Source organism: Citrobacter sp. Cpo142, from assembly GCF_030332425.1.
Taxonomy (GTDB): Bacteria; Pseudomonadota; Gammaproteobacteria; order Enterobacterales; family Enterobacteriaceae; genus Citrobacter; species Citrobacter portucalensis.
Map to the genome: position 1 here is coordinate 74,812 of NZ_JAOWHW010000030.1, position 25,017 is coordinate 99,828.

Genomic DNA, 25,017 nt, shown 5'->3' on the forward strand with positions numbered 1-25,017 from the left:
TTCTTACCAGTAGTGCTCTGCAGTCATATGGCCCGGTCGGCGGCGCAGGTGTTTGGTCATCTGCCGGGTCTCTTTCAGCAACTGCTGCGTGTCGCGTACCATCTGCGGGTTTCCACACAGCATCACATGGCAGGTTTCTTTATCCAATGGCAGCCCGACTGCTTTTTCCAGCTCACCGCTTTCAATCAGCGCCGGTACACGCCCGGTCAGCGAATCTGCCACGGTTTCACGGCTGACAACCGTCTGGATACGTAATTTACCTTCGTAGCGCTTTTCCAGCGCCTGCATCAACGGTAGATAGCTCAAATCGGCGGCATAACGCGCGGCGTGGACCAGCACCAGGTTTTTGAAGCGATCCAGGTCCTTGCCTAACTGCAGAATCGACAAATATGGGCCGATAGCCGTGCCGGTTGCCAGCATCCACAGCGTGTCGCAATCGGGGACTTCATCCAGCACGAAGAAACCAGCCGCTTCACTCACCACCTGGACTTCATCGCCAGGCTTCAGTGCTGCCAGACGAGGGCTGAGTTTGCCGTCGGGAACCGTCACCAGATAAAACTCTAAATCGGGGTTATCAGGGGCATTGACGTAAGAATAGGCACGCTGGACGCGTTCGCCGTCGATCTCAAGGCCAAGCTTGGTGAATTGACCTGCAGTGAAAGGAAGAACCGGAGCTCGCACGGTCAAACTAAACAGGGCATCGGTCCAGTTCTGTACCTTCGTGACTTTGCCTGTTACCCAATCTGCCATGGTTTTCTCCTGTCTGCTTTGATTGCCTTATCTTCGTTCGTTGGACGAAAGATTTCCAGCCCATATGGGCTGGAAGGCTCTATTGATCAAATCAATTACAGGATGTGCGCCTGCACATCGGGATCTTTACGATCGAGGTAGTGAATCGACTGAATGCGGCGGATCGTACGTGATTTGCCGCGGATCAGCAGCGTTTCGGTGGTCGCGATATTACCTTTACGGCTAATCCCTTCCAGCAAATCGCCTTTGGTGATGCCGGTGGCGGAGAAAATGACGTTGTCGCTACGCGCCATTTCATCGAGGCGCAGCGCTTTGCCCGCTTCAATGCCCATGGCGGCGCAACGAGCCAGTTCTTGTTCGCCAATGCGACGGTTCTCTTCGCTGTCGCCTTTGACGTCATGACGTGCCAGCAAACGGCCCTGCATGTCGCCGTCCAGCGCGCGGATGACGGCGGCAGAAACCACGCCTTCCGGTGCGCCGCCAATGCCGTACAGCACGTCAACTTCACTGTCTGGCATGCAGGTCAGAATGGAGGCTGCAACGTCGCCGTCTGGAATAGCAAAGACGCGCACGCCCAGTTTTTGCATTTCGGCGATCGTTTCATCATGGCGTGGCTTGGCCAGAATGGTGACGGTCAGTTCACTCAGCGGCTTATTGAGTGCAGCGGCAACGTTATGCAGGTTGGCTTCCAGCGACAGGTTCAGGTCGATAGACCCTTTTGCGCCTGGGCCGACAATCAGCTTTTCCATGTACATGTCTGGCGCGTTCAGGAAGCAACCTTTATCGCCAACAGCCAGTACGGCCAGCGCGTTTGCCTGACCCATTGCCGTCATGCGTGTGCCTTCGATAGGATCGACGGCGATGTCGACCGCATCACCAAGACCGGTCCCGACTTTCTCACCGATAAACAGCATCGGCGCTTCATCGATCTCGCCCTCGCCAATCACGATGGTGCCGTCAATGTTGACCTGGTTGAGCATAATACGCATGGCGTTTACCGCCGCGCCGTCAGCGGTATTTTTATCGCCGCGGCCCAGCCATTTATAGCCAGCCAGCGCGGCCGCTTCGGTCACGCGTGAAAATTCAATGGCAAGTTCTCGTCTCATTGCAAACTCGTAGCTGAAAGGAATGGCGCGAAGTGTAGCACAGGGGAGGGGGCGAGATTATTGATGTGTGTGCGGGGTTGCCCCCGCACGAAGATATTGCCGGATAAGGCACAGTTGCTATCCGGCTATGACGTATTACTCGTCGTGATCTTCCCACGCCATGGCGCGTTTGACCGCTTTTTTCCAGCCGCTGTAACGGAAGTTACGTTCGGTGGTTTCGATGCCTGGGCGGAATTCACGCTCGATGACTGCTTTTTCCTGCAGCTCATCCAGATTCTGCCAGAAGCCTACTGCCAGACCAGCCAGGTATGCCGCACCCAATGCGGTGACTTCGCGGACTTCCGGGCGCTCAACGCGCGTGCCGAGAATGTCGGACTGGAACTGCATCAGGAAGTTGTTGGCGACCGCACCGCCATCAACACGCAGGGCGTGCAGGCGAATACCGGAGTCAGCCTGCATCGCTTCCAGAACATCACGAGTCTGGTAAGCGATAGACTCAAGCGTGGCGCGGATGATGTGGTTGGAGTTTACCCCACGGGTCAGACCAAAGATGGCGCCGCGAGCATACGGGTCCCAGTACGGTGCGCCCAGGCCAGTAAATGCCGGAACGACGTACACGCCGTTGGTGTCTTTCACTTTAGTGGCGAAATATTCGGAGTCGAACGCATCGCTGATGAGTTTCATTTCATCACGCAGCCACTGGATAGATGCGCCAGCCATAAATACCGCACCTTCCAGCGCGTAGTTCACTTCCCCGGTCGGTCCGCAGGCGATGGTGGTCAGCAGTCCGTTTTCGGACTTAACGGCTTTCTCGCCGGTGTTCATCAGCATGAAGCAGCCGGTACCGTACGTATTTTTCGCCATCCCTTCCTTCACGCATAGCTGGCCAAACAGCGCCGCCTGCTGGTCACCGGCGATACCGGAGATAGGAATACGAATACCGCCTTTACCACCGATGTTGGTCTGGCCGTATACTTCAGAAGAACGACGTACTTCAGGCAGCATGGCACGCGGAATATCCAGCGCATCCAGCATCGTGTCATCCCAGTCCAGGGAGTGGATGTTGAACAGCATGGTACGCGAGGCGTTGGTGTAATCTGTTACGTGTACGCGTCCTTGCGTCATTTTCCAGATAAGCCAGGTGTCTACGGTACCGAACAGCAGTTCGCCGCGACGAGCGCGCTCACGCGAGCCTTCTACGTGGTCGAGGATCCACTTCACTTTGGTGCCGGAGAAGTACGGGTCAATGACCAGACCTGTATTGTTACGGATGTACTCTTCCATACCGTCGCGCTTGAGCTTTTCGCAGATATCCGCGGTACGACGACACTGCCACACAATCGCGTTATAGATAGGTTTACCGGTTTCGCGTTCCCAGACGATGGTGGTTTCACGCTGGTTGGTAATACCGATCGCTGCAATTTCATCGGAACTGATATCGGCTTTCGCCAGAACTTCTACCAGCGTGGAGCTTTGGGTCGCCCAAATTTCCATCGGGTCATGTTCTACCCAACCTGCTTTCGGGTAGATTTGTTCGAATTCGCGCTGTGAAACGGCAACGATATTCGCATCGTGGTCCATTACGACCGCGCGGGAGCTGGTGGTGCCCTGGTCGAGCGCAACGATATATTTTTTTTCAGTCATAATTATTTGTCCCGTAGTCACATTACTGCGAAGCTTTTTGTTGAGTGTTGGCCGCAACGTCTTTTTCTTCAATCGCGCAGACATCGCACGGTAAATGACGACCAATCAGTTTGCGATATGCCCATGCGCCCAAAATCGCGCCGGTAATCGGGCCAAACACCGGAACCAGGAAGTAAGGGATATCGCGACCACCCGTGAAGGCAATCTCACCCCATCCGGCCATCCAGGCGAAGAGTTTCGGTCCGAAGTCACGTGCCGGGTTCATCGCAAAACCTGTCAGCGGACCCATGGAAGCACCAATAACGGCAATCAACAAGCCGATCAGCAGTGGTGCCAGCGGACCACGAGGTACACCGTTACCATCGTCGGTCAGAGCCAGAATCAGCCCCATTAGAATAGCGGTAATGACCATTTCAACCGCGAAGGCCTGCACAAAATTGATATGCGGGTTCGGATAGGTGGAGAAAGTACCTGCCAGACCCAGGCTCTCGGTACTGCCGCGTACGATATGGTTAGTTTGTTCGAAATCGAGGAAAAGATTGTAATAAAGCCCGTAAACCAGTGCCGCTGCGCAAAAGGCGCCGGCAATTTGCGAAATAATAAAAGGAACAACTTTGCGTTTATCAAAACAGGCGAACAGCCAGAGTGCGATGGTTACCGCGGGATTCAGGTGTGCACCAGAAACGCCTGCGGTCAGATAGATAGCCATCGCTACCCCCAGACCCCAGATGATACTGATTTCCCACTGACCAAAAGTAGCCCCAGCCACTTTAAGTGCAGCGACACAGCCCACACCGAAGAAAATCAACAACCCGGTACCGAGGAATTCAGCAATGCACTGGCCTTTTAAGGTTGATGTTTGACTCATAATCGGATCCTGAAGAGAGTTTAATGTTTATTGTGTGCGAGAAGGTCACTGACATCCCCGGAGCCGGTAGGCACACTGTTAATTTATCGTTAACGCGCAAAAACGAGAAATATCGAAATTAAAATGTGTGTACTGCATCAACAAAATGAGCGTTTTCGCGCCATTGTGAGGTATTTGTTATACAAAAATAGTGTGAGCTGAATCATTTCACTGATCAACCTGTTAACACTTAAGAGTTATGACAGTAATGTCACCAGGAGAAAGACTAAAAGTGTTGCAAACCGCAATCTGCGCGGGATGCCGCTGGACAGGGATGACGCGGCTTCATACAATCGGTGTTAAGTAGAGTGCGCTCGTTTTTATTAAGGCGTCGCCGGTTATCGGGACGAGGATTTTTATCCATCAACGCCTTGCAATTCAGGAGAGGTATGACGATGTCATTAGAAGTGTTTGAGAAACTGGAAGCAAAAGTACAGCAGGCGATTGATACCATCACGCTGTTGCAGATGGAAATCGAAGAGCTGAAAGAAAAGAACAACTCACTGTCGCAGGAAGTTCAGACTGCACAGCAGCAGCGTGAAGAACTGGAGCGTGAGAACAACAGCCTGAAAGAACAGCAGAGCGGCTGGCAGGATCGTCTGCATGCCCTGCTGGGTCGTATGGAAGAAGTCTAATTCTGATTTCTTGAAAAAGGCATCCATAATGGATGCCTTTTTGCTATGTAGAGATTAGGATATCGTATTTTTTAAATATCAAAGAATACGATATGACAAAAAGAAACGATATTATTGATGATTCGGATCGACTTATCACCAGAGATATTAGATATGGTCTTATCTATACAGATAATTTAGGATGGATTGATTTAGGCCATGCTAATCCGGCAGGGGCTGAAAAATTATGGTTTGAAATGACAAGGCCTCGTGGTGGTGATAGTGAGTTTTATGAAGTGAATTATCATCAAAGTATGTCCAAAAACATTCATGGCATAAATATCAATACTGGTATATATCGTAGATTTATGGTGCGCCGAGGATTGCAGGAGCGAACCTTACAAGGTATTGCTTTATCAATATTCTTAGGTACGTCACATCGCTTTGAGTCCTTACAGGACTTTTGGCCTTATGTTTATTTAACGGATAGTGGTTATAGTGCTGAAGATTTGGTCTCAAATCTATTTGGTTTTTACCAAGCGGTAAATTATGCAGATTACACCTCTTACCTTCAGATATGTTCGAAAGAAAAGGCTTATCGAATCTGGGACTTCTATGGCCCAGTTGGTGAGTTTAAGAATAAAAGTGTTATTCCGTTACTGTTTCCTGACCCTATCAATAAAGATAAGAGACATGAACCCTATTCGGGTGAATTACCTTTATTTATGGATGTAATAAGACCTATTGCTAATCCTGATTATGTTCGGGAACTTCACATATGAAATCCAGGAGATCAGGATTTATTATTGTGTTTATGCTTTTTATTGCGCTATTTTATTGTCATTTTATGGTGAGCATCTATACAGAAAAAATCTACACTCAGCAGAATTTATTATTTTATCATCTGCTAACACCGAAACCTCTTAAACAGGCTCCAAGGATATCTAACGACTGGTTTTTTGTAAGCTATGCAGATGATGGTAGTCATCTTCAACGCAGTGAGATAATTTTCACCGGGATACAAAAGAGTGGCATTCAGATAGCTGAGGATAAATTAAATGCTTATATCGAAACTTATCCTGTCAGTCGTGAGACGATGAGTATCGTTGTCGAAGAAAAATATAAAAAGTATGATATTAAAGTCATTCATTACGAATCAAATGAATGAAAAAAAGGCCATCAAATTTGCTGATGGCCTTTTTCGCTTACTCGATATCGAGCGGGTCTTCGGAGAGGATTATCCCGGTGTTATCGGCGTACAGGTGGTCGCCGGAGAAGAACGTCACGCCACCGAAGTTGACGCGTACATCGCTTTCCCCAATGCCTTCACCTGAGGCGCCTACCGGAATCGCGGCAATCGCCTGAATGCCGATGTCCAGCTCTCCCAGATCGTCTACCTGGCGGACTGAGCCGTAGATGACCAGACCTTCCCATTCATTCTGTACTGCCAGGCGCGCCAGTTCGGCATCGACCAGCGCACGACGAACAGAACCGCCGCCATCGACCAGCAGAACACGACCACGGCCATTTTGTTCGAGCAGATCGTACAGCAACCCGTTGTCCTCGAAACATTTTACCGTGATGATTTGTCCGCCAAACGACGCCCGTCCTCCAAAGTTAGAGAACAGCGGTTCCACGACGTTGACATCTTCCTGATAGATGTCACAAAGCTCGGATGTATCGTATTTCATAGGCTTAACGTTCAGTTGCTGCGAGAATTTTTAGTATATCGCGCTATGTGTACTGTTGGCAAAATCATCAATTGTTAATTGATATTTGTCAGTTAAAGAGACCACTGACTTAAGAAAATTCCAACGACAAACAGCAGGTTAGTTAACAATGCCGCTTTTACGGTGCGTTCCAGCATCGGACGCATTGCAGCTGGGTCCATCTCATGCATCACGTAACGCGCCTGTTTGATTAGCAACGGAGCGGCAAGGATAAACAGCCATCCCCACAGACTTTGCAGCGAAAACAGGTTGAACAGTGCCAGACAGACTAGCGTCCCCATCAGCAGGCAGGCATGGTAGCGGCGGGCATTGACGGCGCCTAAACGCACGACCAGCGTGTTCTTGCCGTTCTCTCTGTCGCTGTTGATATCGCGCAGGTTGTTGACGTTGAGCACGGCGGTTGCCAGCAGGCCGCAGGCGGTGGCAGGCAGAATCAGCGCTGGAATCAACGTATGAGCCTGCAGATACCAACTTCCCATTACGCTGAGCCAGCCGAAGAATACCAGCACAGAAATATCGCCCAGGCCGATATATCCGTAAGGGCGATTACCCACGGTGTAGGTGATCGCGGCGATAATCGACAGGCCGCCGAGCACCAGGAAACCGACAAAATCCGCCAGCGTGTGACAGGCTACAGCAACCAGGGCCAGCCCGGACAGACAGATCAGCACCACGGTGACGATCAGCGCGCGCTTCATCTGCTGTTGGGTGATGACCCCTTTTTGCATACCGCGCAGCGGTCCAATACGGTCGGGCTTGTCGCTGCCTTTGACGGCATCGCCATAGTCGTTAGCAAGATTGGACAGAATTTGCAGCAGTCCTGCCGTAATCAATGCCAGCAGAGCAACCAGCGGATCGAAGTATCCTTGCCACCATGCTAATGCCGTACCGACGATGATCGCCGCGAAGGCGAGCGGTAAGGTCTTAGGTCGTAAACTTTCCAGCCAGGCTTGTGAGCGGCTAATTTGTTGTTGTTCAGTCATATTTAGCGCCAATAAAAATGGGGCTTTATCAGCCCCATCAACAGTGATGAAAATGCATTGAACGCGATTATAGGATAAAACGGCTCAGATCTTCATCTGCGACCAGCGCATCCAGATGTTTGCTCACATATTCGGCATCAATTGTGATGCTTTGGCCGTTCAAATCGCTCGCATCATAGGAAATATCTTCCATCAGACGTTCCAGAACGGTATGCAGACGACGTGCACCGATGTTTTCGGTGGTTTCGTTGACCTGCCAGGCCGCTTCGGCAATGCGTTTAATACCGGATTCAGTGAAGTTGATGTCCACACCTTCAGTCGCCATCAGCGCTTTGTACTGGACGGTGATGGAGGCATTCGGTTCGGTAAGGATACGCTCAAAATCGCTGGTGGTCAGCGCCTGCAGCTCGACACGAATCGGCAGACGACCCTGCAGTTCCGGGATCAGGTCGGACGGTTTGGCTACCTGGAATGCGCCAGAAGCGATAAACAGAATGTGATCTGTTTTCACCATGCCGTGCTTGGTGGAGACCGTACAGCCTTCAACCAGCGGCAGCAGGTCGCGCTGTACGCCTTCACGGGACACGTCCGGGCCGGAGGATTCACCGCGCTTACAGATTTTGTCGATTTCGTCGATAAACACGATCCCGTGCTGTTCAACGGCATCGATAGCTTCCTGTTTCAGCTCTTCCGGGTTCACCAGTTTGGCCGCTTCTTCTTCAATCAGCAGCTTCATCGCGTCTTTGATTTTCAGCTTACGCGGTTTTTGTTTCTGACCGCCGAGGTTCTGGAACATGGACTGCAGCTGGCTGGTCATCTCTTCCATTCCCGGAGGCGCCATAATTTCAACGCCCATCGGTGCGGCCGCGAGATCGATTTCGATCTCTTTATCATCCAACTGGCCTTCACGCAGTTTTTTACGGAATGCCTGACGTGCTGCAGAAGGTTCCTGCGGCTGCTCTGACTGTCCCCAGTTATTTTTAGCCGGTGGGATCAGCACGTCGAGAATGCGCTCTTCCGCCATCTCTTCGGCACGGAAGCGGTTTTTCTCGATTGCCTGCACGCGGACCATTTTAATGGCAGCATCGGTCAGATCGCGGATGATGGAGTCAACTTCTTTACCAACATAGCCGACTTCGGTGAATTTTGTTGCTTCGACTTTGATGAACGGCGCGTTGGCCAGTTTTGCCAGACGACGGGCGATTTCGGTTTTACCGACGCCGGTCGGGCCAATCATCAGAATGTTTTTCGGCGTGACTTCATGGCGCAACTCTTCGTTGAGCTGCATACGACGCCAGCGGTTACGCAGGGCGATCGCCACGGAACGCTTCGCGTTATCCTGGCCGATGATGTGTTTGTTCAGTTCGCTGACAATTTCGCGTGGGGTCATTTCAGACATGGGGGATCCTTACGCTTTGGAGTTCAATTCTTCGATGGTATGGAAGTGGTTGGTATAAATGCAGATATCCCCTGCAATATCCAACGCTTTTTCAGCAATCTCGCGTGCGCCAAGCTCGGTGTTTTCAAGCAGAGCGCGTGCAGCAGCCTGGGCGTAGGGACCGCCGGAGCCGATAGCAATCAGATCGTTTTCTGGCTGGATGACATCGCCGTTACCGGTGATGATGAGCGATGCAGTTTCATCTGCGACGGCCAGCAGCGCTTCGAGTTTGCGCAGCATACGGTCGGTACGCCAGTCTTTTGCCAGTTCAACGGCAGCTTTCACCAGGTGACCCTGGTGCATTTCCAGCTTGCGTTCAAACAGTTCAAACAGCGTGAATGCATCCGCAGTACCGCCCGCAAAGCCCGCGATGACTTTATCGTTGTACAGACGGCGGACTTTCTTCACGTTGCCTTTCATTACGGTGTTACCCAGTGTGGCCTGACCATCACCGGCGATTACCACATGGCCGTTACGGCGTACGCTTACTATTGTTGTCACGAGCAGACCCCTTGGTTACAAATGCAATGTACAGGCCCCGCACAGTGTACGGGGCGTAATGCAAGTATAGATGGGGGAGATTTTGGGGGTTTCAACCCCCAGTGGAGAGTCGAATGCAGTTTGTGTGACCAGCAACCTTCAGGCGGCTGATGGTGTTGTCGGCATTCTCTTTGCCTTTGACCGGACCAATGACCACACGATTCCAGCCGTTATTGGTGGTTATACGGGAGTTAAAGCCTTCAAAGGCCAGCTGTGCACGCACAGTTTCTGCCTGCTCAGCGCCTTTAAATGATCCGCACTGAACCATCCAGCGGCGTTCATCTTTTTTCTCCGCCGTCTGTTTTGGCGGCTGCGTTTCATTGGTTATTGGCGCGGCCGGCTGCGGTTTTGGCTGAGCAGCGGTGGTATGCGCTGGCGTTTGCAGCAGATCCTGATACGGCTGTTGCGCCGCCGGTTTTGGCTGCGCTTTCGGCTGCTGTACCGGCGCGGCTTGTGCTGTACGCGTTTGCTGCTGCTGATACGGCTGTTCTGTTGCCCGTGGACGCGGCTGCTGAGCCTGCTGCTGGGCATTGTTCCACTGCTGCTGTTGCACCTGACGCTGACGCTGCAGCGTTTGCTGGCGCTGTTCAGCCGTTTGCTCGTTCCACGGTACTTCGTTGAGCTGTGTCGGCTGTTGACGCATATCAGCCTGCATTTGCGCCAATAGCTGACGCTGCTCATTGGTTAGCTGATCGGCATTAAGCACCTCGCCGCCCGCAGACGGTTCGGTAGGCGCACGTACGCCAGGCTGACGGCTCTCCAGCTCTTTGATGTATCGCCAGCGCTCTTCCGGTTTTGGCGGAATGCCATTACCGGTGACTTTCTGGTTTTGCAGCGTTTCGGACTCTTCTTTCTTGTGATGCGTAATGAAGTACAGACCACCGATAAAGGTCACGAGTACGGCTGCAGCAATAGCAACCATTGCGGGCGATACCGCAGGCGTATTGCGTTGTTTTTTCCGTGATGTGCTCTTCTTGCGCCGCGAAGGTGCCGGTTGGCCGCGACGTACATAATCTCGTTGTGCCACTATCGTTTCGCTGTATTTATTCGTTCGTCAGCCCGCCATGTTACTTAAGCGGCGGGCCTTTGACCAGACAGGGGAGTCCGAAAGCACTTTACTTTACGTCAGTGCCCGGGTAGTACCCCGAATAATAAGCTCGCAGTCCAGTAAACGTGAGCCACTGCTGACGCTCTGCCCTTGTAATTGATCGAGCAGTAACAGCATAGCTTCACGTCCGATATCGAAACGCGGCTGTGCGACGGTTGTCAGGGGTGGATCACAAAATTCCGTGAGCGAAATGTTATCAAAGCCAATAATGGATAAATCATCAGGGACTTTCAGACCCTGGCGTTTGGCGTAAGAGAGTGCGCCCAGCGCCATGACGTCGCTGTGACAAAAGACCGCGGTAGGCGGCTGCGGTAGTTCAAGGAGCTGCTTCAGCGCATTGGCTCCCGCTTCATAGGTAAAGTCACCGCGCGCGATAAAATGCGGATCGACCGTAATTCCGCTGCGGCGTAATGCCTGAACGTAGCCTTGCAGACGGTAATGGCACAGCGGCATATCTTCGGGGCCGGCGATACAGCCAATGCGTTTATGCCCCAGTTCCAGCAGATAATTCATCGCGTTAAAGGCGGCGGTGAGGTTATCAATGTGCACGGTGGGGAGTTCCAGCTCTGGCGCGAACTCGTTGGACATGACCATTGGCGGTAAATTGCGCTGCTCTTCCACGCTTGCATCAAACGGCAGGCGCGAGCTGAGCAGTACCATGCCATCGATCTGCTTGGTGATAATGAGGTTAAGAAACGTCTTTTCCTGCTGGTTCTGATGCGCGCAGTCGCCAATAAGCACCAGGTATCCCTGTTCTGCGGCAGTTACTTCAATGCCACGAATCACTTCGCTAAAAAACGGATCGCAGATATCCGGCACAATCACCAGAATGGTACGCGACTCATTACGCTTAACGTTACGTCCCATTGATTGGGGTAGATATCCCACTTCCAGCGCTGCCTGCTCAACCTTGTTACGGGTTGACTGCGAGACTTTGTCCGGGTTCATTAATGCGCGGGATACGGTTGCCGTTGAGACTTTCGCCTTCAGAGCAACATCTTTCATCGTAGCGGCGGCAACCTGCTTATTCGGTTTCACTCTTTCTCCTCGCCAGAGAGCTGCTGGCACAGACTCGTCCCTGGATAACCTTCATCTGAAACATTTTTATCAGATAGTGAATGGAAGCGGTTACAGAATTTTCATAAAAAGTGTGATGGATCTTTAATTTTACGATCCGCCTCGCATCGTGAGGGGTTATCCCTCGATGGGATCGACATCCAGCACCCATTTAACCTTGCGTGCATCGGGTAGCGTATTGATCAGTGCCAGCGTGCCGCTGACAATATGTTGCAGGCGAATTCGTGATGGATGTTGCAACAATATTTGCCAACGATAACGACCACCGCGTTTGGGCGCCAGTGCGGGAACCGGGCCGAGCACCCAGAGTTTGTCATCGGCCAACGGGCTGGCTTGAATGAGATTCCGTAGTTGCTGCAAGAACATTGGTGCATGCTGGTTGTTATGATCTTCTGCCCGCACGATCACATGGCTGGTCCACGGTGGAAGCTGGAGCGTTTGTCGCTCGGCCAGCGCCTGTTCGGCAAACGCGTCATAGCCTTTATACAGCAAGGTTTGCAGCAGCGGATGTTCAGGATGGTGCGTTTGCAGCACCACTTCGCCTTGCTTCCCGGCGCGTCCGGCACGGCCAGAGACCTGCGTATAGAGCTGGGCGAAGCGTTCTGCTGACCGGAAATCTGCGGAGAATAGCGCGCCGTCAACGTCCAGCAGCGCCACCAGAGTGACGTCCGGGAAGTGGTGGCCTTTGGCCAGCATTTGCGTGCCTATAAGTATTCGTGCGCCGCCGCGATGCACTTCCGCCAGATGCTGCTCCAGCGACCCTTTACGGCTGGTGGTGTCGCGATCTATACGTGAAATTGGCACACCGGGGAAAAAAGGTGCCAGAGCCTGCTCAAGCTGTTCGGTGCCGAGTCCTACCGGAACCATATGCGTCGAACCGCAGGAAGGGCACTGACGCGGTATTGGGCGCTGGCTGTCGCAGTGGTGGCAACGCAGGTGGTGCTGCGCCTGATGTAGCGTGTAGTAATGATCGCAACGCGGACATTCGGCAATCCAACCACAGTCGTGGCACAGCAGCGCAGGCGCAAAACCACGACGGTTCAAAAACAGGATCACCTGGTTATCCGCCTGCAGGTGCTGACGCATACGGGCGATCAGCGCAGGGGCTAGACCGGCCTGCACCTGCTGACCTTTGAGATCCAGCACGTGCTGAGTGGCTGGGCGCGCATTTCCGGCGCGGCGCGTCAGGCGCAGCATGCGGTATTTGTTCTGCCGCACGTTACACAGCGTTTCCAGTGCCGGAGTGGCTGAGCCGAGAATAATCGGGATTTGCTCGCTATGGGCGCGGTAAACCGCGAGGTCGCGCGCATGATAGCGCCAGCCTTCCTGCTGTTTATAAGAGCTGTCGTGCTCTTCGTCGATGACAATCACGCCGAGATTTTTAAACGGCGTAAACAGCGAAGAACGCGTGCCGATAACAATCGCCGCCTCGCCATTTTTTGCTTTCAGCCAGGCTGAAAGACGTTCACTGTCGTTTAAACCGGAGTGCAGGACTTCGACCGGCGCATTAAAACGTTCGCGAAAACGGGCAATAGTTTGCGGCGTCAGGCCAATCTCCGGCACCATCACCAGCGCCTGCTTGCCCTGGGCAAGGACGTTTTCCAGAACGCTGAGATAGACTTCTGTTTTGCCTGATCCCGTTACGCCCGCTAATAGCCAGGCGCTAAAACTGTCTGAGGCGCTGTGAATCGCCCCGACGGCGGTGGCCTGCTCGGTGTTCAGTCGCAGACGCTCACCGGAAACCGCGTAGTCCGTACGCCAGTCGCTAAAGCCTGGTGTTTCGCTCGCCAGATCGCACAGCCCTTTTTTCCGCAGTGCCTGTAATGCGGCATCATTAAATTCCAGTTCAGCCACCTGGTCGCGCCAGATTTTCCCCTGGCGTAGCGCAGCTAGCGCCTGTTGCTGCTTGGGAGAACGCTTTAGGCTGTTGAGGTCAATAACCTGGCCTTCTTCAGTGGCAAACCAGTACCACATGGGCGCGTTTGTCGCCGGGCGTCCCTGGCGCAGTAAAATTGGCAGAGCGTGAAACAGTACGTCACCGATGGGATGATGATAATAATCAGCCGCCCACAACAGCAGACGCCAGACAGAGGTCGAGTAGACCGGTTCGCTGTCCAGCACTTCTAGAACGGCTTTCAATTCGCTCCGCGGCAGTTCACTGTGCTCGCTGACGGAAAGGACGATACCCACGCGCTCCTGCTGCTTGCCAAAGGGCACGCGTACACGACACCCGGCTTTGGCACTCAAGCCTTCCGGCAGGAGGTAGTCAAAGGTGCGAGGTAGCGGAACAGGTAAGGCAACGTGCGCAACGGGCATTGAATCATCCTGACTTGAAATCTGGCGGGTTAGTATACACATTAGTGGAGGGTAGAATGCGGATCAGTTTGCATGAGCAGGTTAATTTCTGTATGATTCGCCGCCTTTGATGCAAATTTGTATCACTGACCTATACTATTAACATCGCGTGGTGTCTGGCGTTAGGGCTGGAAGAGCGACGCGGCCTTAAACCGAGGTTTTCCCATGAAAAAAGATATTCACCCGAAATACGAAGAAATTACTGCAAACTGCTCTTGCGGTAACGTCATGAAAATCCGCTCTACCGTCGGTCACGATCTGAACCTGGACGTGTGCGGTCAGTGCCACCCGTTCTATACTGGCAAGCAGCGTGATGTTGCTACCGGTGGCCGTGTTGATCGCTTCAACAAGCGTTTCAGCATCCCAGGCAGCAAGTAAGTTTCAGCTGTCAGAAAAAAGCGCCTTATGGCGCTTTTTTTGTTTCTGCGCTTCAGAACTGAAATATATATTGATGTATTGAATAGTCTATTTTATTTAATAAATAAAACGGTGTTTTATTTTTTCGATAAAATATTGCAACTGGTGATCTGCTTCCTTTTTATCTTCTGTCTTTTGCCACTTTTACCAGCTCCTGGCAAAATACCAAAGGTTTCTGCTTTCTTTCTAAAATACACTTTCGTGGAAATATAAAATTAATCTAAAAGCCTTTTTGTTTTCCCATTTTATGGACAAACGAGATGGATTATTTCCGTTGTTGAGTGTGAAGAGGGATTGTCATGAAATTTAAATCTGCGTTATTACTGATTCCATTATTCTCTGCGGCCGCACAGGCGGGTTATGTTGATTACCGACATGAATATTATGACGATGGACGTAATTACGATCGTGTTTATATGTCTCACCGTTTTGCCACGGGTTTTGGTGTCGCAGTCGAAGCCATTTCTCGTTCCGAAAACACGCAGTCAAATGATGCGTGGAATAATATGGAAAGTAACGGTAACGAGTATACCGCAAGCTACCAGTTCACATGGCAGGGTCTTGTCTGGCAGCCCGGCATTGCGATCGAAACGGGCGATAATATCGCGATTTATAAGCCTTATATCCGCGTGCAGTACAACATCAACGACAACTGGTGGACCGCGTTCCGCTATCGTCAGGAGTACATGCGCAGAAACACTGACGGCAAAGATGACCGCATGGTCTATCGTCCGGAAGCCTGGCTTGGTTATAACGTCAATGACTGGATGTTTGAGCTAAATGGTATTTATAAAATTGCCGATAGCGAAGATTTATATAACAACCGGAAAGATGATTATGAATATAACTTCCGCGTGGCGTATAAACTAGGCTCATGGGTTCCATTTGTTGAAGTTGGCAACGTTTCCTCGGGTTATAACACTACCACTACAGACGATCGTCAGACCCGTTATCGTGTCGGTCTTGGTTATAACTTCTAATCGGTAATAGTTTTCGTATTGGCTGATTACGTCGATAAGCATAGTTTGTGTGAATAATATGTCTAAGGAGTTGACATCATGTCTAATGATGGAACTATTATCGGAAATAATGAAACCACTGCCGTCAGGCCTTTCGGAATTAGAGATAAAATCGGTTATTTATGTGGTGACCTCGGAACCTGTTTTATTCTTGGCTTAGTTAATAGTTTTTTAATGATTTATTACACTAACGTCCTCGGTATTTCCGGCGTTATTGTTGGCTCACTCTATTTTGTGACCAAACTCTTTGATGCGTTCGTTGATGTTGGTGTAGGGCGCTTATGCGATACCTCTAAACTGACGGTACATGGACGTTTCAACCCGTGGGTGCGTCGCATGAAGTATCCATTTTGCATCATTGCGGTTGTCCTGTTCCTGCCGTTTGTGAATGATTTTTCTTATACGGCGAAAATCATCTACATCTGTTGCTCCTATTTCATTTACGGTTCGCTGTTATCGACCGTGAGTATTCCGTACGGTGCTATGTCTGCGGCGATTAGCTCGAATCCGGATGATCGTGTATCGCTTTCAACCTGGCGTAGCGTTGGGTCAGCAATTGGCGGTGGGGCAACTGGCTTTTTCATTCCGATCCTGATGTACACCACCCTGGTGGACGGAAGCCAGGTGATTTCCGGGCAACACTTCTTCTGGATTTCCATTGGTTGCGCAGTGCTGGGCTTGATCTTTTTATCCTTGACCTGTCATTTAACGACGGAGCGCGTGCGCGTGGAGAGAAAAGAGAGCATGCCCGTTTCGGTGTTGCTGAAGGGACTGGCACGCAATAAGGCGCTGATTGTTTTAGTGGTTGTGGATTTGCTGATTGTAATTAATCAGGGGTTGTCCGGTACCAACATGACTTACCTGTTTAATGACTATTTCCACAATAAAGAGGCGATGTCAGTCGCGTTGCTGTTTACCTTTGGTTCCCTGGTTTTGCTGGCGCCATCGGCATCCTGGCTCACGAAGCGGTTTGGTAAAAAAGAAGCCAGCGTAGGCGCGTTGCTTTTTGCCGTGGTCATGTATGTGATTATGTACTTTGTCCACATTACGGATGCAAAGGTCTATCTGGTTTTCTTGTTCCTGGCGACGCTGGGTGCAGGGTTATTCAACCTGATGATTTGGGCGTTTATGACTGATGTTTGTGACTACCATCAGTATGTCACTGGCGATCGCGAGGATGGCACGGTTTATGGTGTGAACTTCTTTGCGCGCAAGGTTGGTCAGGCATGCGCAGGGGCGATTGGTGGCTTTATGTTGGCTATCATTGGCTATCAATCATCGTCAACAGGTGGTGCAGTGCAAACCAGCATTGTGCAGGAAAATATTTATACGATGGCGAATCTCTTGCCGGCGCTATGCCTGTTTTTGGCGGCGGTCATTCTGATTTATTTCTATCCATTGAACCGTACGGAAACGCTCAAAATGGAAGAAACATTGAATAAACTCAATGGTATTAGTAAGTAACACAGTGAGAAAAGGCGGGAGCATTCCCGCCTCTACACGCCCATTGCTGTTCTAACTATCAGTATTCCCACGTTTCCGGGTTGATACCCAGTTCACGCATGATTACCTTTGCTTCTTCCGGGATTTCATCACTGCGTTCTTTACGCAGGTCGTCATCGTTGGGTAAGGGTTGCCCAGTAAAAGCATGCAGAAACGCTTCACACAGCAGTTCACTGTTGGTGGCGTGGCGCAGGTTGTTCACCTGACGACGCGTGCGTTCATCGGTAAGGATTTTTAACACCTTCAGAGGAATGGAAACCGTAATTTTTTTGACTTGCTCACTCTTCTTACCGTGCTCAGCGTATGGGCTGATATATTCGCCGCTCCATTCAGCCATGAGATACCTAATCCTCTTCGTCATTAATATTGAGGCCAGAACCTGAGCCCGGACCATAATTGCGCGTAGTTTATCGTAGTGGCGTGGCCCTGACACGAAGTAAGCCGACGCAGATGTACGCTAATGCATATAATTTTAACGGCTATTTCCAGTTTGCTCAATCTATACGCAAAGAAGTTTAGATGTCCAGATGTATTGACGGCTATCGTAACTATGATTACTCTGGTGTCTGACTTTTCACCGACTCAGCCAGGATCTCCTCAATATGACGCGTAAACAGGCCACCATCGCAGTGCGTAGCGGGTTAAATGACGACGAACAGTACGGTTGCGTTGTCCCGCCGATTCACCTCTCCAGCACCTATAACTTTACCGGATTTAATGAACCTCGCGCCCATGACTATTCGCGTCGCGGCAACCCAACGCGCGATGTTGTTCAGCGTGCGCTGGCGGAACTGGAAGGCGGTGCTGGTGCTGTGCTGACCAATACTGGCATGTCGGCGATTCATCTGGTGACCACGGTCTTCCTCAAGCCAGGCGATCTGCTGGTCGCACCGCATGACTGCTACGGCGGGAGCTATCGACTGTTTGACAGTCTGGCAAAACGTGGCTGTTACCGCGTCCTGTTTGTCGATCAAGGAGATGAGCAGGCATTGCAGGCCGCATTGGCGGAAAAACCGAAGCTGGTGCTGGTAGAAAGCCCAAGCAACCCGCTGCTGCGCGTGGTGGATATTGCGAAAATCTGCCAGCTGGCGCGTGAAGCAGGCGCGGTCAGCGTGGTCGACAACACTTTTTTAAGCCCGGCACTGCAAAATCCACTGGCATTGGGCGCCGATCTGGTGTTGCATTCATGCACGAAATATTTAAACGGTCACTCAGACGTGGTGGCTGGTGTTGTGATAGCGAAAGATCCGGAAACGGTCACTGAACTGGCATGGTGGGCGAATAATATTGGTGTGACCGGCGGCGCGTTTGATAGTTATCTGCTGTTGCGCGGCCTGCGTACTCTGTCTCCTCGAATGGAGGTGGCGCAACGTAATGCTCAGGCGATAGTCGATTATCTGCAAACTCAGCCGCTGGTGAAAAAATTGTATCACCCGTCATTGCCGGATAATCAGGGCCATGAGATTGCTGCGCGTCAGCAAAAAGGCTTTGGCGCGATGTTAAGTTTTGAACTGGATGGCGATGAGCAAACGCTGCGCCGTTTCCTCGGCGGGTTGTCATTGTTTACGCTGGCGGAATCGTTAGGGGGCGTTGAAAGTTTGATCTCCCACGCCGCAACCATGACACACGCGGGCATGGCACCAGAAGCGCGTGCTGCTGCCGGGATTTCCGAAACGCTGCTGCGTATCTCCACCGGTATTGAAGATGGCGAAGATTTAATTGCCGACCTGGAAAATGGCTTCCGGGCTGCAAACAAGGGGTAAACATGAGTGTGATTGCGCAGGCAGGGGCGAAGGGTCGTCAACTGCACAAATTTGGTGGTAGTAGTCTGGCAGACGTGAAATGTTATCTGCGTGTCGCAGGCATTATGGCGGATTACTCGCAGCCTGATGACATGATGGTTGTTTCAGCCGCAGGCAGTACCACTAACCAGTTGATTAGCTGGCTGAAATTAAGCCAGACCGATCGCCTTTCTGCGCATCAGGTTCAACAGGCGTTACGTCGCTATCAAAGTGAGCTTATCAGCGGTTTGTTACCTCCTGAGGTAGCGGATGGACTGATTGGCGCGTTTATTCACGATCTGGAGCGTCTGGCCGGATTACTCGACAGCGGTGTGAACGATGCCGTCTATGCTGAGGTTGTTGGGCATGGTGAGGTATGGTCCGCGCGTTTGATGTCTGCGGTCCTTAACCAACAGGGGCTGGAGTCCGCCTGGCTGGATGCGCGCGATTTTTTACGTGCTGAACGCGGTGCCCAGCCGCAGGTAGATGAAGGTCTTTCTTACCCGCTGCTACAGCAACTGCTGGCGCAGCATCCGGGTAAACGGCTGGTGGTTACCGGCTTTATTAGCCGCAGCAATTCCGGTGAAACGGTCCTGCTGGGGCGTAACGGCTCCGACTACTCGGCGACGCAGGTTGGCGCGCTGGCGGGCGTTTCTCGCGTAACTATCTGGAGCGATGTCGCCGGGGTTTACAGCGCGGATCCGCGTAAAGTAAAAGACGCCTGTTTGCTGCCGCTGCTGCGTCTGGATGAAGCCAGCGAGCTGGCGCGTCTGGCGGCGCCGGTTCTCCATGCCCGTACCTTACAGCCGGTTTCCGGTAGCGATATCGATCTCCAGCTGCGTTGTAGCTATACGCCGGAGCAAGGTTCAACGCGCATTGAACGCGTACTGGCCTCCGGTACCGGGGCGCGTATTGTGACCAGTCATGATGACGTCTGCCTGATTGAGTTTTTGGTTCCGACTGGCCAGGACTTTAAGCTGGCATATAAAGAGATCGACCAGGTTTTAAAACGTACCCAGGTGCGTCCGCTGGCAGTGGGTGTGCATCCTGACCGCCAACTGCTGCAATTTTGCTATACCTCCGAAGTCGCTGACGGCGCACTGAAAATTCTTGATGAAGCTGGTCTGCCGGGCGAACTGCGTCTGCGCCAAGGGCTGGCGCTGGTGGCAATGGTCGGGGCGGGCGTCACCCGTAATCCGCTGCATTGCCACCGTTTCTGGCAACAGTTGAAAGGTCAACCGGTTGAATTCACCTGGCAATCGGAAGAGGGTATCAGCCTGGTCGCGGTACTGCGTACTGGGCCAACAGAGAGCCTGATTCAGGGTCTGCATCAGTCAATTTTCCGTGCGGAAAAACGCATTGGTCTGGTGTTGTTCGGCAAAGGCAACATTGGTTCGCGCTGGCTGGAGCTGTTCGCTCGCGAGCAGAGCACGCTCTCGGCGCGCACCGGATTAGAGTTTGTGCTGGCGGGTGTGGTTGATAGCCGTCGTAGTCTGCTGAATTACGAAGGGCTGGATGCCAGCCGCGCGTTAGCTTTCTTTGATGACGAGGCAGTAGAGCAGGATGAAGAGTCTCTATTCCTGTGGATGCGTGCTCACCCGTATGATGATTTAGTGGTGCTGGACGTTACTGCCAGCGAGCAACTGGCGGATCAGTATCTGGATTTTGCCAGCCATGGTTTCCACGTTATCAGCGCCAACAAACTGGCGGGGGCGAGCAGCAGTCATAATTATCGCCAAATTCATGACGCTTTTGAAAAAACCGGTCGCCACTGGTTGTATAACGCCACCGTGGGTGCAGGCTTGCCGATCAACCATACCGTGCGCGATCTGATTGATAGCGGAGATACCATTCTGTCGATCAGCGGGATCTTCTCCGGCACGTTGTCGTGGTTGTTCCTGCAATTTGATGGCACGGTCCCGTTCACCGATCTGGTGGATCAGGCGTGGCAACAGGGTCTGACTGAACCCGATCCGCGCGTAGATCTTTCCGGCAAAGATGTGATGCGCAAGCTAGTGATTCTGGCGCGTGAAGCAGGTTACGACATCGAACCGGACCAGGTTCGCGTGGAATCGCTGGTGCCTGCGCACTGTGAAGAAGGCTCTATTGACCATTTCTTTGAGAATGGCGATGAGCTGAACGAGCAGATGGTGCAGCGTCTGGAAGCGGCGCGTGAAATGGGGCTGGTGCTGCGCTATGTGGCGCGTTTTGATGCTAACGGTAAAGCACGCGTTGGCGTTGAAGCGGTTCGCCCTGAACACCCGCTGGCGGCGCTGTTGCCATGCGATAACGTATTCGCCATTGAAAGCCGCTGGTATCGCGATAACCCGCTGGTGATCCGTGGACCGGGCGCAGGTCGTGACGTCACCGCCGGCGCTATTCAGTCAGACATCAACCGTCTGGCGCAACTGCTGTAGTTTTTGTTGCCGGATGATCCGGCCGACGGTTCGTTTGTGACCCTGGCCGGATAAAATACGTCAACAGCCTTCTGCATAATCACTTCAACTCTCATCCTGGGTTAAACCTACCCGTATTGCGTCTTACCCGCGCTCTGGCCAGAGGCGAGGCTGTCACCGCTCTCGTTAACGGCTTGCAGACGGTCGTGCCGCAATCCCCCATCATTTCAGGCTGATGTGAATTTTTTTCACGTTGGCTGAGTATTCCTCACCTTTAACGATGATTTTTGTGTTGACGCCAGCGTGCTTTTCCGTCATTTTTACATCTAGACGTCTAAACGTATAGCAGTTCACAACACAACATATAACGACAAAAGATTGATGAGGTAAGGTATGAGCTTTTTTCACGCCAACCAGCGGGAAGCCCTGAATCAGAGCCTGGCGGAAGTGCAGGGTCAGATTAACGTTTCGTTTGAGTTTTTCCCGCCGCGCACCAGTGAAATGGAGCAAACCCTGTGGAACTCCATCGATCGCCTGAGCAGCCTGAAGCCGAAGTTTGTTTCAGTCACCTACGGTGCAAACTCTGGTGAGCGCGACCGCACGCACAGCATTATTAAAGGTATTAAGGATCGCACGGGTCTTGAAGCGGCTCCGCACCTGACCTGTATTGATGCAACCCGCGATGAGCTGCGGACCATTGCTCAGGACTACTGGAATAACGGTATTCGTCATATTGTTGCTCTGCGCGGTGACTTGCCGCCGGGAAGCGGTAAACCGGATATGTATGCCTCTGACCTGGTGACTCTGCTGAAAGACGTTGCGGATTTTGATATCTCCGTTGCGGCTTATCCGGAAGTACACCCGGAAGCGAAGAGCGCTCAGGCCGATCTGCTGAACCTGAAGCGGAAGGTAGATGCCGGTGCAAACCGCGCGATCACCCAGTTTTTCTTCGATGTAGAAAGCTATCTGCGTTTTCGTGATCGCTGCGTGTCTGCGGGTATCGATGTGGAAATTATTCCGGGCATCTTGCCGGTATCTAACTTTAAACAGGCGAAAAAATTTGCCGATATGACCAATGTTCGTATCCCTTCCTGGATGTCGACCATGTTTGATGGTCTGGATGATGATGCCGAAACCCGTAAGCTGGTGGGTGCAAACATCGCCATGGACATGGTGAAGATCCTCAGTCGCGAAGGGGTGAAAGATTTTCACTTCTATACGCTCAACCGCGCCGAGATGAGCTACGCAATTTGTCACACACTGGGTGTAAGACCGAATTAAACAGATGCCCCAGCCCTCTACGGAGGGCTTTTTTTTGATCATTTTGATCTACATCTCTGTAACTTAAAATATAAAAGGAATTAGCTATCGAATCTGTGGGTTATTTCGACTATATCTTATCTCTGGTGGTGTATATCGTAGTCAGAACACTGTAAAGGGAGCATATAGATGAGCATGTCCGACGATAGCCAGAACGCATCAACTGCCGGTAAGTGCCCTTTTCATCAGGGCGGTCACGATCAGAGCGCGGGAGCAGGAACGAATAACCGCGACTGGTGGCCAAATCAACTCCGCGTTGATCTTTTAAACCAACATTCTAATCGTTCGAACCCGTTGGGTGAGGACTTCGACTACCGTAAAGAGTTTAGCAAACTCGACTATTCTGCCCTGAAAGGGGATCTCAGAGCCCTTCTGTCCGAATCTCAACCGTGGTGGCCCGCTGACTGGGGAACCTATGCCGGATTATTTATCCGCATGGCATGGCACGGTGCAGGGACCTATCGCTCCATCGATGGACGCGGTGGCGCGGGTCGCGGACAGCAGCGTTTTGCTCCACTGAACTCCTGGCCAGATAACGTCAGCCTGGATAAAGCGCGTCGCCTGCTGTGGCCTATCAAGCAGAAATATGGTCAGAAAATATCCTGGGCCGACCTGTTTATCCTCGCGGGCAACGTGGCGCTGGAAAACTCCGGCTTCCGCACCTTCGGCTTTGGTGCTGGTCGTGAAGATGTCTGGGAACCGGATCTCGACGTAAACTGGGGTGATGAAAAAGCCTGGCTGACCCACCGTCACCCGGAAGAGCTGGCGAAAGCGCCGTTGGGCGCGACCGAAATGGGTCTTATCTATGTAAACCCAGAAGGGCCGGACCATAGCGGCGAACCGCTCTCAGCGGCAGCGGCGATTCGTGCGACCTTCGGTAACATGGGCATGAACGACGAAGAAACCGTGGCGCTGATTGGCGGCGGTCATACGTTGGGCAAAACCCACGGCGCAGCACCGGCTTCGCACGTTGGGGCCGATCCAGAATCCGCGCCGATTGAAGCGCAGGGCCTGGGCTGGGCCAGCAGCTACGGCAGCGGCGCGGGTGCAGACGCAATTACTTCCGGTCTGGAAGTTGTGTGGACGCAGACGCCGACTCAATGGAGCAACTATTTCTTCGAGAACCTGTTCAAATACGAGTGGGTACAAACTCGCAGTCCGGCAGGCGCGATTCAGTTTGAAGCCGTTGACGCACCAGAAATTATTCCCGATCCGTTTGATCCATCGAAAAAACGTAAGCCGACGATGCTGGTTACCGACCTGACGCTGCGTTTTGATCCTGAGTTCGAAAAGATCTCCCGCCGTTTCCTGAACGATCCGCAGGCGTTTAACGAAGCGTTTGCCCGTGCATGGTTTAAGCTGACGCACCGTGATATGGGGCCAAAATCGCGCTACATCGGACCGGAAGTACCAAAAGAAGATCTGATTTGGCAAGACCCGCTGCCGCATGCGTTCTTCAACCCAAGCGAAGAAGATATTCTGAAGCTGAAGGCGACCATCGCCGCTTCCGGGTTGTCCGTGGGCGAACTGGTATCGGTAGCGTGGGCTTCCGCATCAACTTTCCGCGGTGGGGATAAACGTGGCGGCGCTAACGGTGCGCGTCTGGCGCTGGACCCACAGCGTGGCTGGGATGTGAATGCTACCGCGGCACGCGTACTGCCTGTGCTGGAAGGCATTTATAAGTCAGCCCATACCGCTTCGTTAGCCGATATTATCGTGCTGGCCGGGGTTGTTGGTATAGAGCAGGCGGCTAGCGCTGCGGGTGTCAGCATCAAAGTACCTTTTGCACCGGGCCGCGTGGATGCGCGCCAGGATCAAACGGATATTGAGATGTTTGAACTGCTCGAGCCGATTGCCGATGGTTTCCGTAACTACCGCTCTCGTCCTGACGTGTCGACCACCGAGTCGCTGCTGATCGATAAAGCACAGCAGCTGACGCTGACCGCACCGGAAATGACTGTGCTGGTGGGCGGTATGCGCGTACTGGGTGCCAACTTCGACGGCAGCCAGCATGGCGTCTTTACCGATCGTCCAGGCGTACTCAGCACTGACTTCTTCGTCAATCTGCTGGATATGCGTCATGAGTGGAAGGCGGTTGATGAGTCAAAAGAGCTGTTCGAAGGTCGTGACCGTCTGAGCGGCGAAGTAAAATACACGGCAACCCGCGCCGATCTGGTGTTCGGTTCTAACTCCGTACTGCGCGCAGTGGCTGAAGTTTATGCCTGCAGCGATGCTCACGAGAAGTTTGTGAGAGATTTCGTTTCCGCATGGGTGAAAGTAATGAACCTGGATCGTTTCGATCTGCTGTAACAGCTAATGCCGGATGTCG

22 protein-coding genes are annotated in these 25,017 nt (G+C 52.3%); 10 read left to right on the forward strand and 12 right to left on the reverse strand.

Going from position 1 to position 25,017, the window contains the following annotated elements:
- Positions 1 to 3: 3 nt before the first annotated feature.
- From fpr to OGY18_RS01390, 4 genes are all read right to left on the reverse strand, one after another.
- Entirely contained in the window at positions 4 to 750 is a 747-nt protein-coding gene (gene fpr, locus OGY18_RS01375) for a ferredoxin--NADP(+) reductase (RefSeq protein ID WP_126319619.1), read from the reverse strand.
- A gap of 95 nt (positions 751 to 845) precedes the next feature.
- The gene (glpX, locus tag OGY18_RS01380; RefSeq protein ID WP_003840506.1) at positions 846 to 1,856 is read right to left on the reverse strand and encodes a class II fructose-bisphosphatase; all 1,011 of its coding nucleotides are present in this window, start codon (positions 1,854 to 1,856) and stop codon (positions 846 to 848) included.
- A 135-nt stretch (positions 1,857 to 1,991) separates the two neighbouring features.
- Complete coding sequence (gene glpK / locus OGY18_RS01385) at positions 1,992 to 3,500, reverse strand: glycerol kinase GlpK (RefSeq protein ID WP_003028792.1); 1,509 nt, start codon at positions 3,498 to 3,500, stop codon at positions 1,992 to 1,994.
- A 22-nt stretch (positions 3,501 to 3,522) separates the two neighbouring features.
- Positions 3,523 to 4,368, reverse strand: a complete 846-nt coding sequence (locus OGY18_RS01390; protein WP_003825195.1) for an MIP/aquaporin family protein — start codon at positions 4,366 to 4,368, stop codon at positions 3,523 to 3,525.
- A 428-nt stretch (positions 4,369 to 4,796) separates the two neighbouring features.
- Between OGY18_RS01390 and zapB the strand changes: the two genes are divergently transcribed.
- The 3 genes from zapB to OGY18_RS01405 all read left to right on the forward strand — a co-directional run bounded on the left by zapB (position 4,797) and on the right by OGY18_RS01405 (position 6,189).
- Positions 4,797 to 5,042: a septal ring assembly protein ZapB gene (gene zapB / locus OGY18_RS01395; RefSeq protein WP_095533156.1), complete on the forward strand. Its 246-nt coding sequence runs from the start codon at positions 4,797 to 4,799 to the stop codon at positions 5,040 to 5,042.
- A gap of 92 nt (positions 5,043 to 5,134) precedes the next feature.
- Positions 5,135 to 5,803, forward strand: coding sequence for a hypothetical protein (locus OGY18_RS01400; RefSeq protein WP_032934070.1), 669 nt, complete (start codon positions 5,135 to 5,137; stop codon positions 5,801 to 5,803).
- 32 nt (positions 5,804 to 5,835) lie between these two features.
- Positions 5,836 to 6,189 carry a hypothetical protein gene (locus OGY18_RS01405; RefSeq protein WP_286551398.1) on the forward strand — a complete coding sequence of 118 codons (354 nt, stop codon included), beginning with the start codon at positions 5,836 to 5,838 and terminating at the stop codon, positions 6,187 to 6,189.
- A 37-nt stretch (positions 6,190 to 6,226) separates the two neighbouring features.
- Here the strand turns inward: OGY18_RS01405 and rraA are convergent, their stop codons facing one another.
- The 7 genes from rraA to priA form a co-directional block, all read right to left on the reverse strand.
- Positions 6,227 to 6,712, reverse strand: a complete 486-nt coding sequence (gene rraA, locus OGY18_RS01410; RefSeq protein WP_079939327.1) for a ribonuclease E activity regulator RraA — start codon at positions 6,710 to 6,712, stop codon at positions 6,227 to 6,229.
- A gap of 92 nt (positions 6,713 to 6,804) precedes the next feature.
- The gene (gene menA / locus OGY18_RS01415) at positions 6,805 to 7,734 is read right to left on the reverse strand and encodes a 1,4-dihydroxy-2-naphthoate polyprenyltransferase (RefSeq protein ID WP_149384907.1); all 930 of its coding nucleotides are present in this window, start codon (positions 7,732 to 7,734) and stop codon (positions 6,805 to 6,807) included.
- Between the two features lie 67 nt (positions 7,735 to 7,801).
- The gene (hslU, locus tag OGY18_RS01420) at positions 7,802 to 9,133 is read right to left on the reverse strand and encodes an ATP-dependent protease ATPase subunit HslU (protein ID WP_003028803.1); all 1,332 of its coding nucleotides are present in this window, start codon (positions 9,131 to 9,133) and stop codon (positions 7,802 to 7,804) included.
- A 9-nt stretch (positions 9,134 to 9,142) separates the two neighbouring features.
- Positions 9,143 to 9,673, reverse strand: coding sequence for an ATP-dependent protease subunit HslV (gene hslV / locus OGY18_RS01425; protein ID WP_003028805.1), 531 nt, complete (start codon positions 9,671 to 9,673; stop codon positions 9,143 to 9,145).
- A gap of 91 nt (positions 9,674 to 9,764) precedes the next feature.
- Entirely contained in the window at positions 9,765 to 10,739 is a 975-nt protein-coding gene (gene ftsN, locus OGY18_RS01430) for a cell division protein FtsN (protein WP_072025521.1), read from the reverse strand.
- Positions 10,740 to 10,832: 93 nt separating this feature from the next.
- Positions 10,833 to 11,858 (reverse strand): DNA-binding transcriptional regulator CytR, encoded by a 1,026-nt coding sequence (cytR, locus tag OGY18_RS01435; protein ID WP_003825179.1) that lies wholly within the window; start codon positions 11,856 to 11,858, stop codon positions 10,833 to 10,835.
- A 156-nt stretch (positions 11,859 to 12,014) separates the two neighbouring features.
- Positions 12,015 to 14,213, reverse strand: coding sequence for a primosomal protein N' (gene priA, locus OGY18_RS01440; RefSeq protein WP_003825177.1), 2,199 nt, complete (start codon positions 14,211 to 14,213; stop codon positions 12,015 to 12,017).
- Positions 14,214 to 14,417: 204 nt separating this feature from the next.
- Here priA and rpmE point away from each other — a divergent pair, with 204 nt between their 5' ends.
- The 3 genes from rpmE to OGY18_RS01455 all read left to right on the forward strand — a co-directional run bounded on the left by rpmE (position 14,418) and on the right by OGY18_RS01455 (position 17,152).
- Entirely contained in the window at positions 14,418 to 14,630 is a 213-nt protein-coding gene (gene rpmE, locus OGY18_RS01445) for a 50S ribosomal protein L31 (protein WP_008787040.1), read from the forward strand.
- A gap of 338 nt (positions 14,631 to 14,968) precedes the next feature.
- Entirely contained in the window at positions 14,969 to 15,649 is a 681-nt protein-coding gene (locus OGY18_RS01450; protein ID WP_003825173.1) for an oligogalacturonate-specific porin KdgM family protein, read from the forward strand.
- A gap of 78 nt (positions 15,650 to 15,727) precedes the next feature.
- Positions 15,728 to 17,152 carry an MFS transporter gene (locus OGY18_RS01455; protein WP_003825170.1) on the forward strand — a complete coding sequence of 475 codons (1,425 nt, stop codon included), beginning with the start codon at positions 15,728 to 15,730 and terminating at the stop codon, positions 17,150 to 17,152.
- A 58-nt stretch (positions 17,153 to 17,210) separates the two neighbouring features.
- Here OGY18_RS01455 and metJ read toward each other — a convergent pair whose 3' ends face one another.
- Positions 17,211 to 17,528, reverse strand: a complete 318-nt coding sequence (gene metJ, locus OGY18_RS01460) for a met regulon transcriptional regulator MetJ (protein ID WP_003825168.1) — start codon at positions 17,526 to 17,528, stop codon at positions 17,211 to 17,213.
- A 265-nt stretch (positions 17,529 to 17,793) separates the two neighbouring features.
- Between metJ and metB the strand changes: the two genes are divergently transcribed.
- The 4 genes from metB (at position 17,794) to katG (ending at position 24,998) form a co-directional block, all read left to right on the forward strand.
- Complete coding sequence (gene metB / locus OGY18_RS01465; RefSeq protein ID WP_003028818.1) at positions 17,794 to 18,954, forward strand: cystathionine gamma-synthase; 1,161 nt, start codon at positions 17,794 to 17,796, stop codon at positions 18,952 to 18,954.
- A 2-nt stretch (positions 18,955 to 18,956) separates the two neighbouring features.
- Positions 18,957 to 21,389 (forward strand): bifunctional aspartate kinase/homoserine dehydrogenase II, encoded by a 2,433-nt coding sequence (locus OGY18_RS01470; protein WP_003825164.1) that lies wholly within the window; start codon positions 18,957 to 18,959, stop codon positions 21,387 to 21,389.
- Positions 21,390 to 21,761: 372 nt separating this feature from the next.
- Positions 21,762 to 22,649, forward strand: a complete 888-nt coding sequence (metF, locus tag OGY18_RS01475; protein ID WP_003825161.1) for a methylenetetrahydrofolate reductase — start codon at positions 21,762 to 21,764, stop codon at positions 22,647 to 22,649.
- Positions 22,650 to 22,817: 168 nt separating this feature from the next.
- Positions 22,818 to 24,998: a catalase/peroxidase HPI gene (katG, locus tag OGY18_RS01480; protein ID WP_003825159.1), complete on the forward strand. Its 2,181-nt coding sequence runs from the start codon at positions 22,818 to 22,820 to the stop codon at positions 24,996 to 24,998.
- Positions 24,999 to 25,017 lie beyond the last annotated feature (19 nt).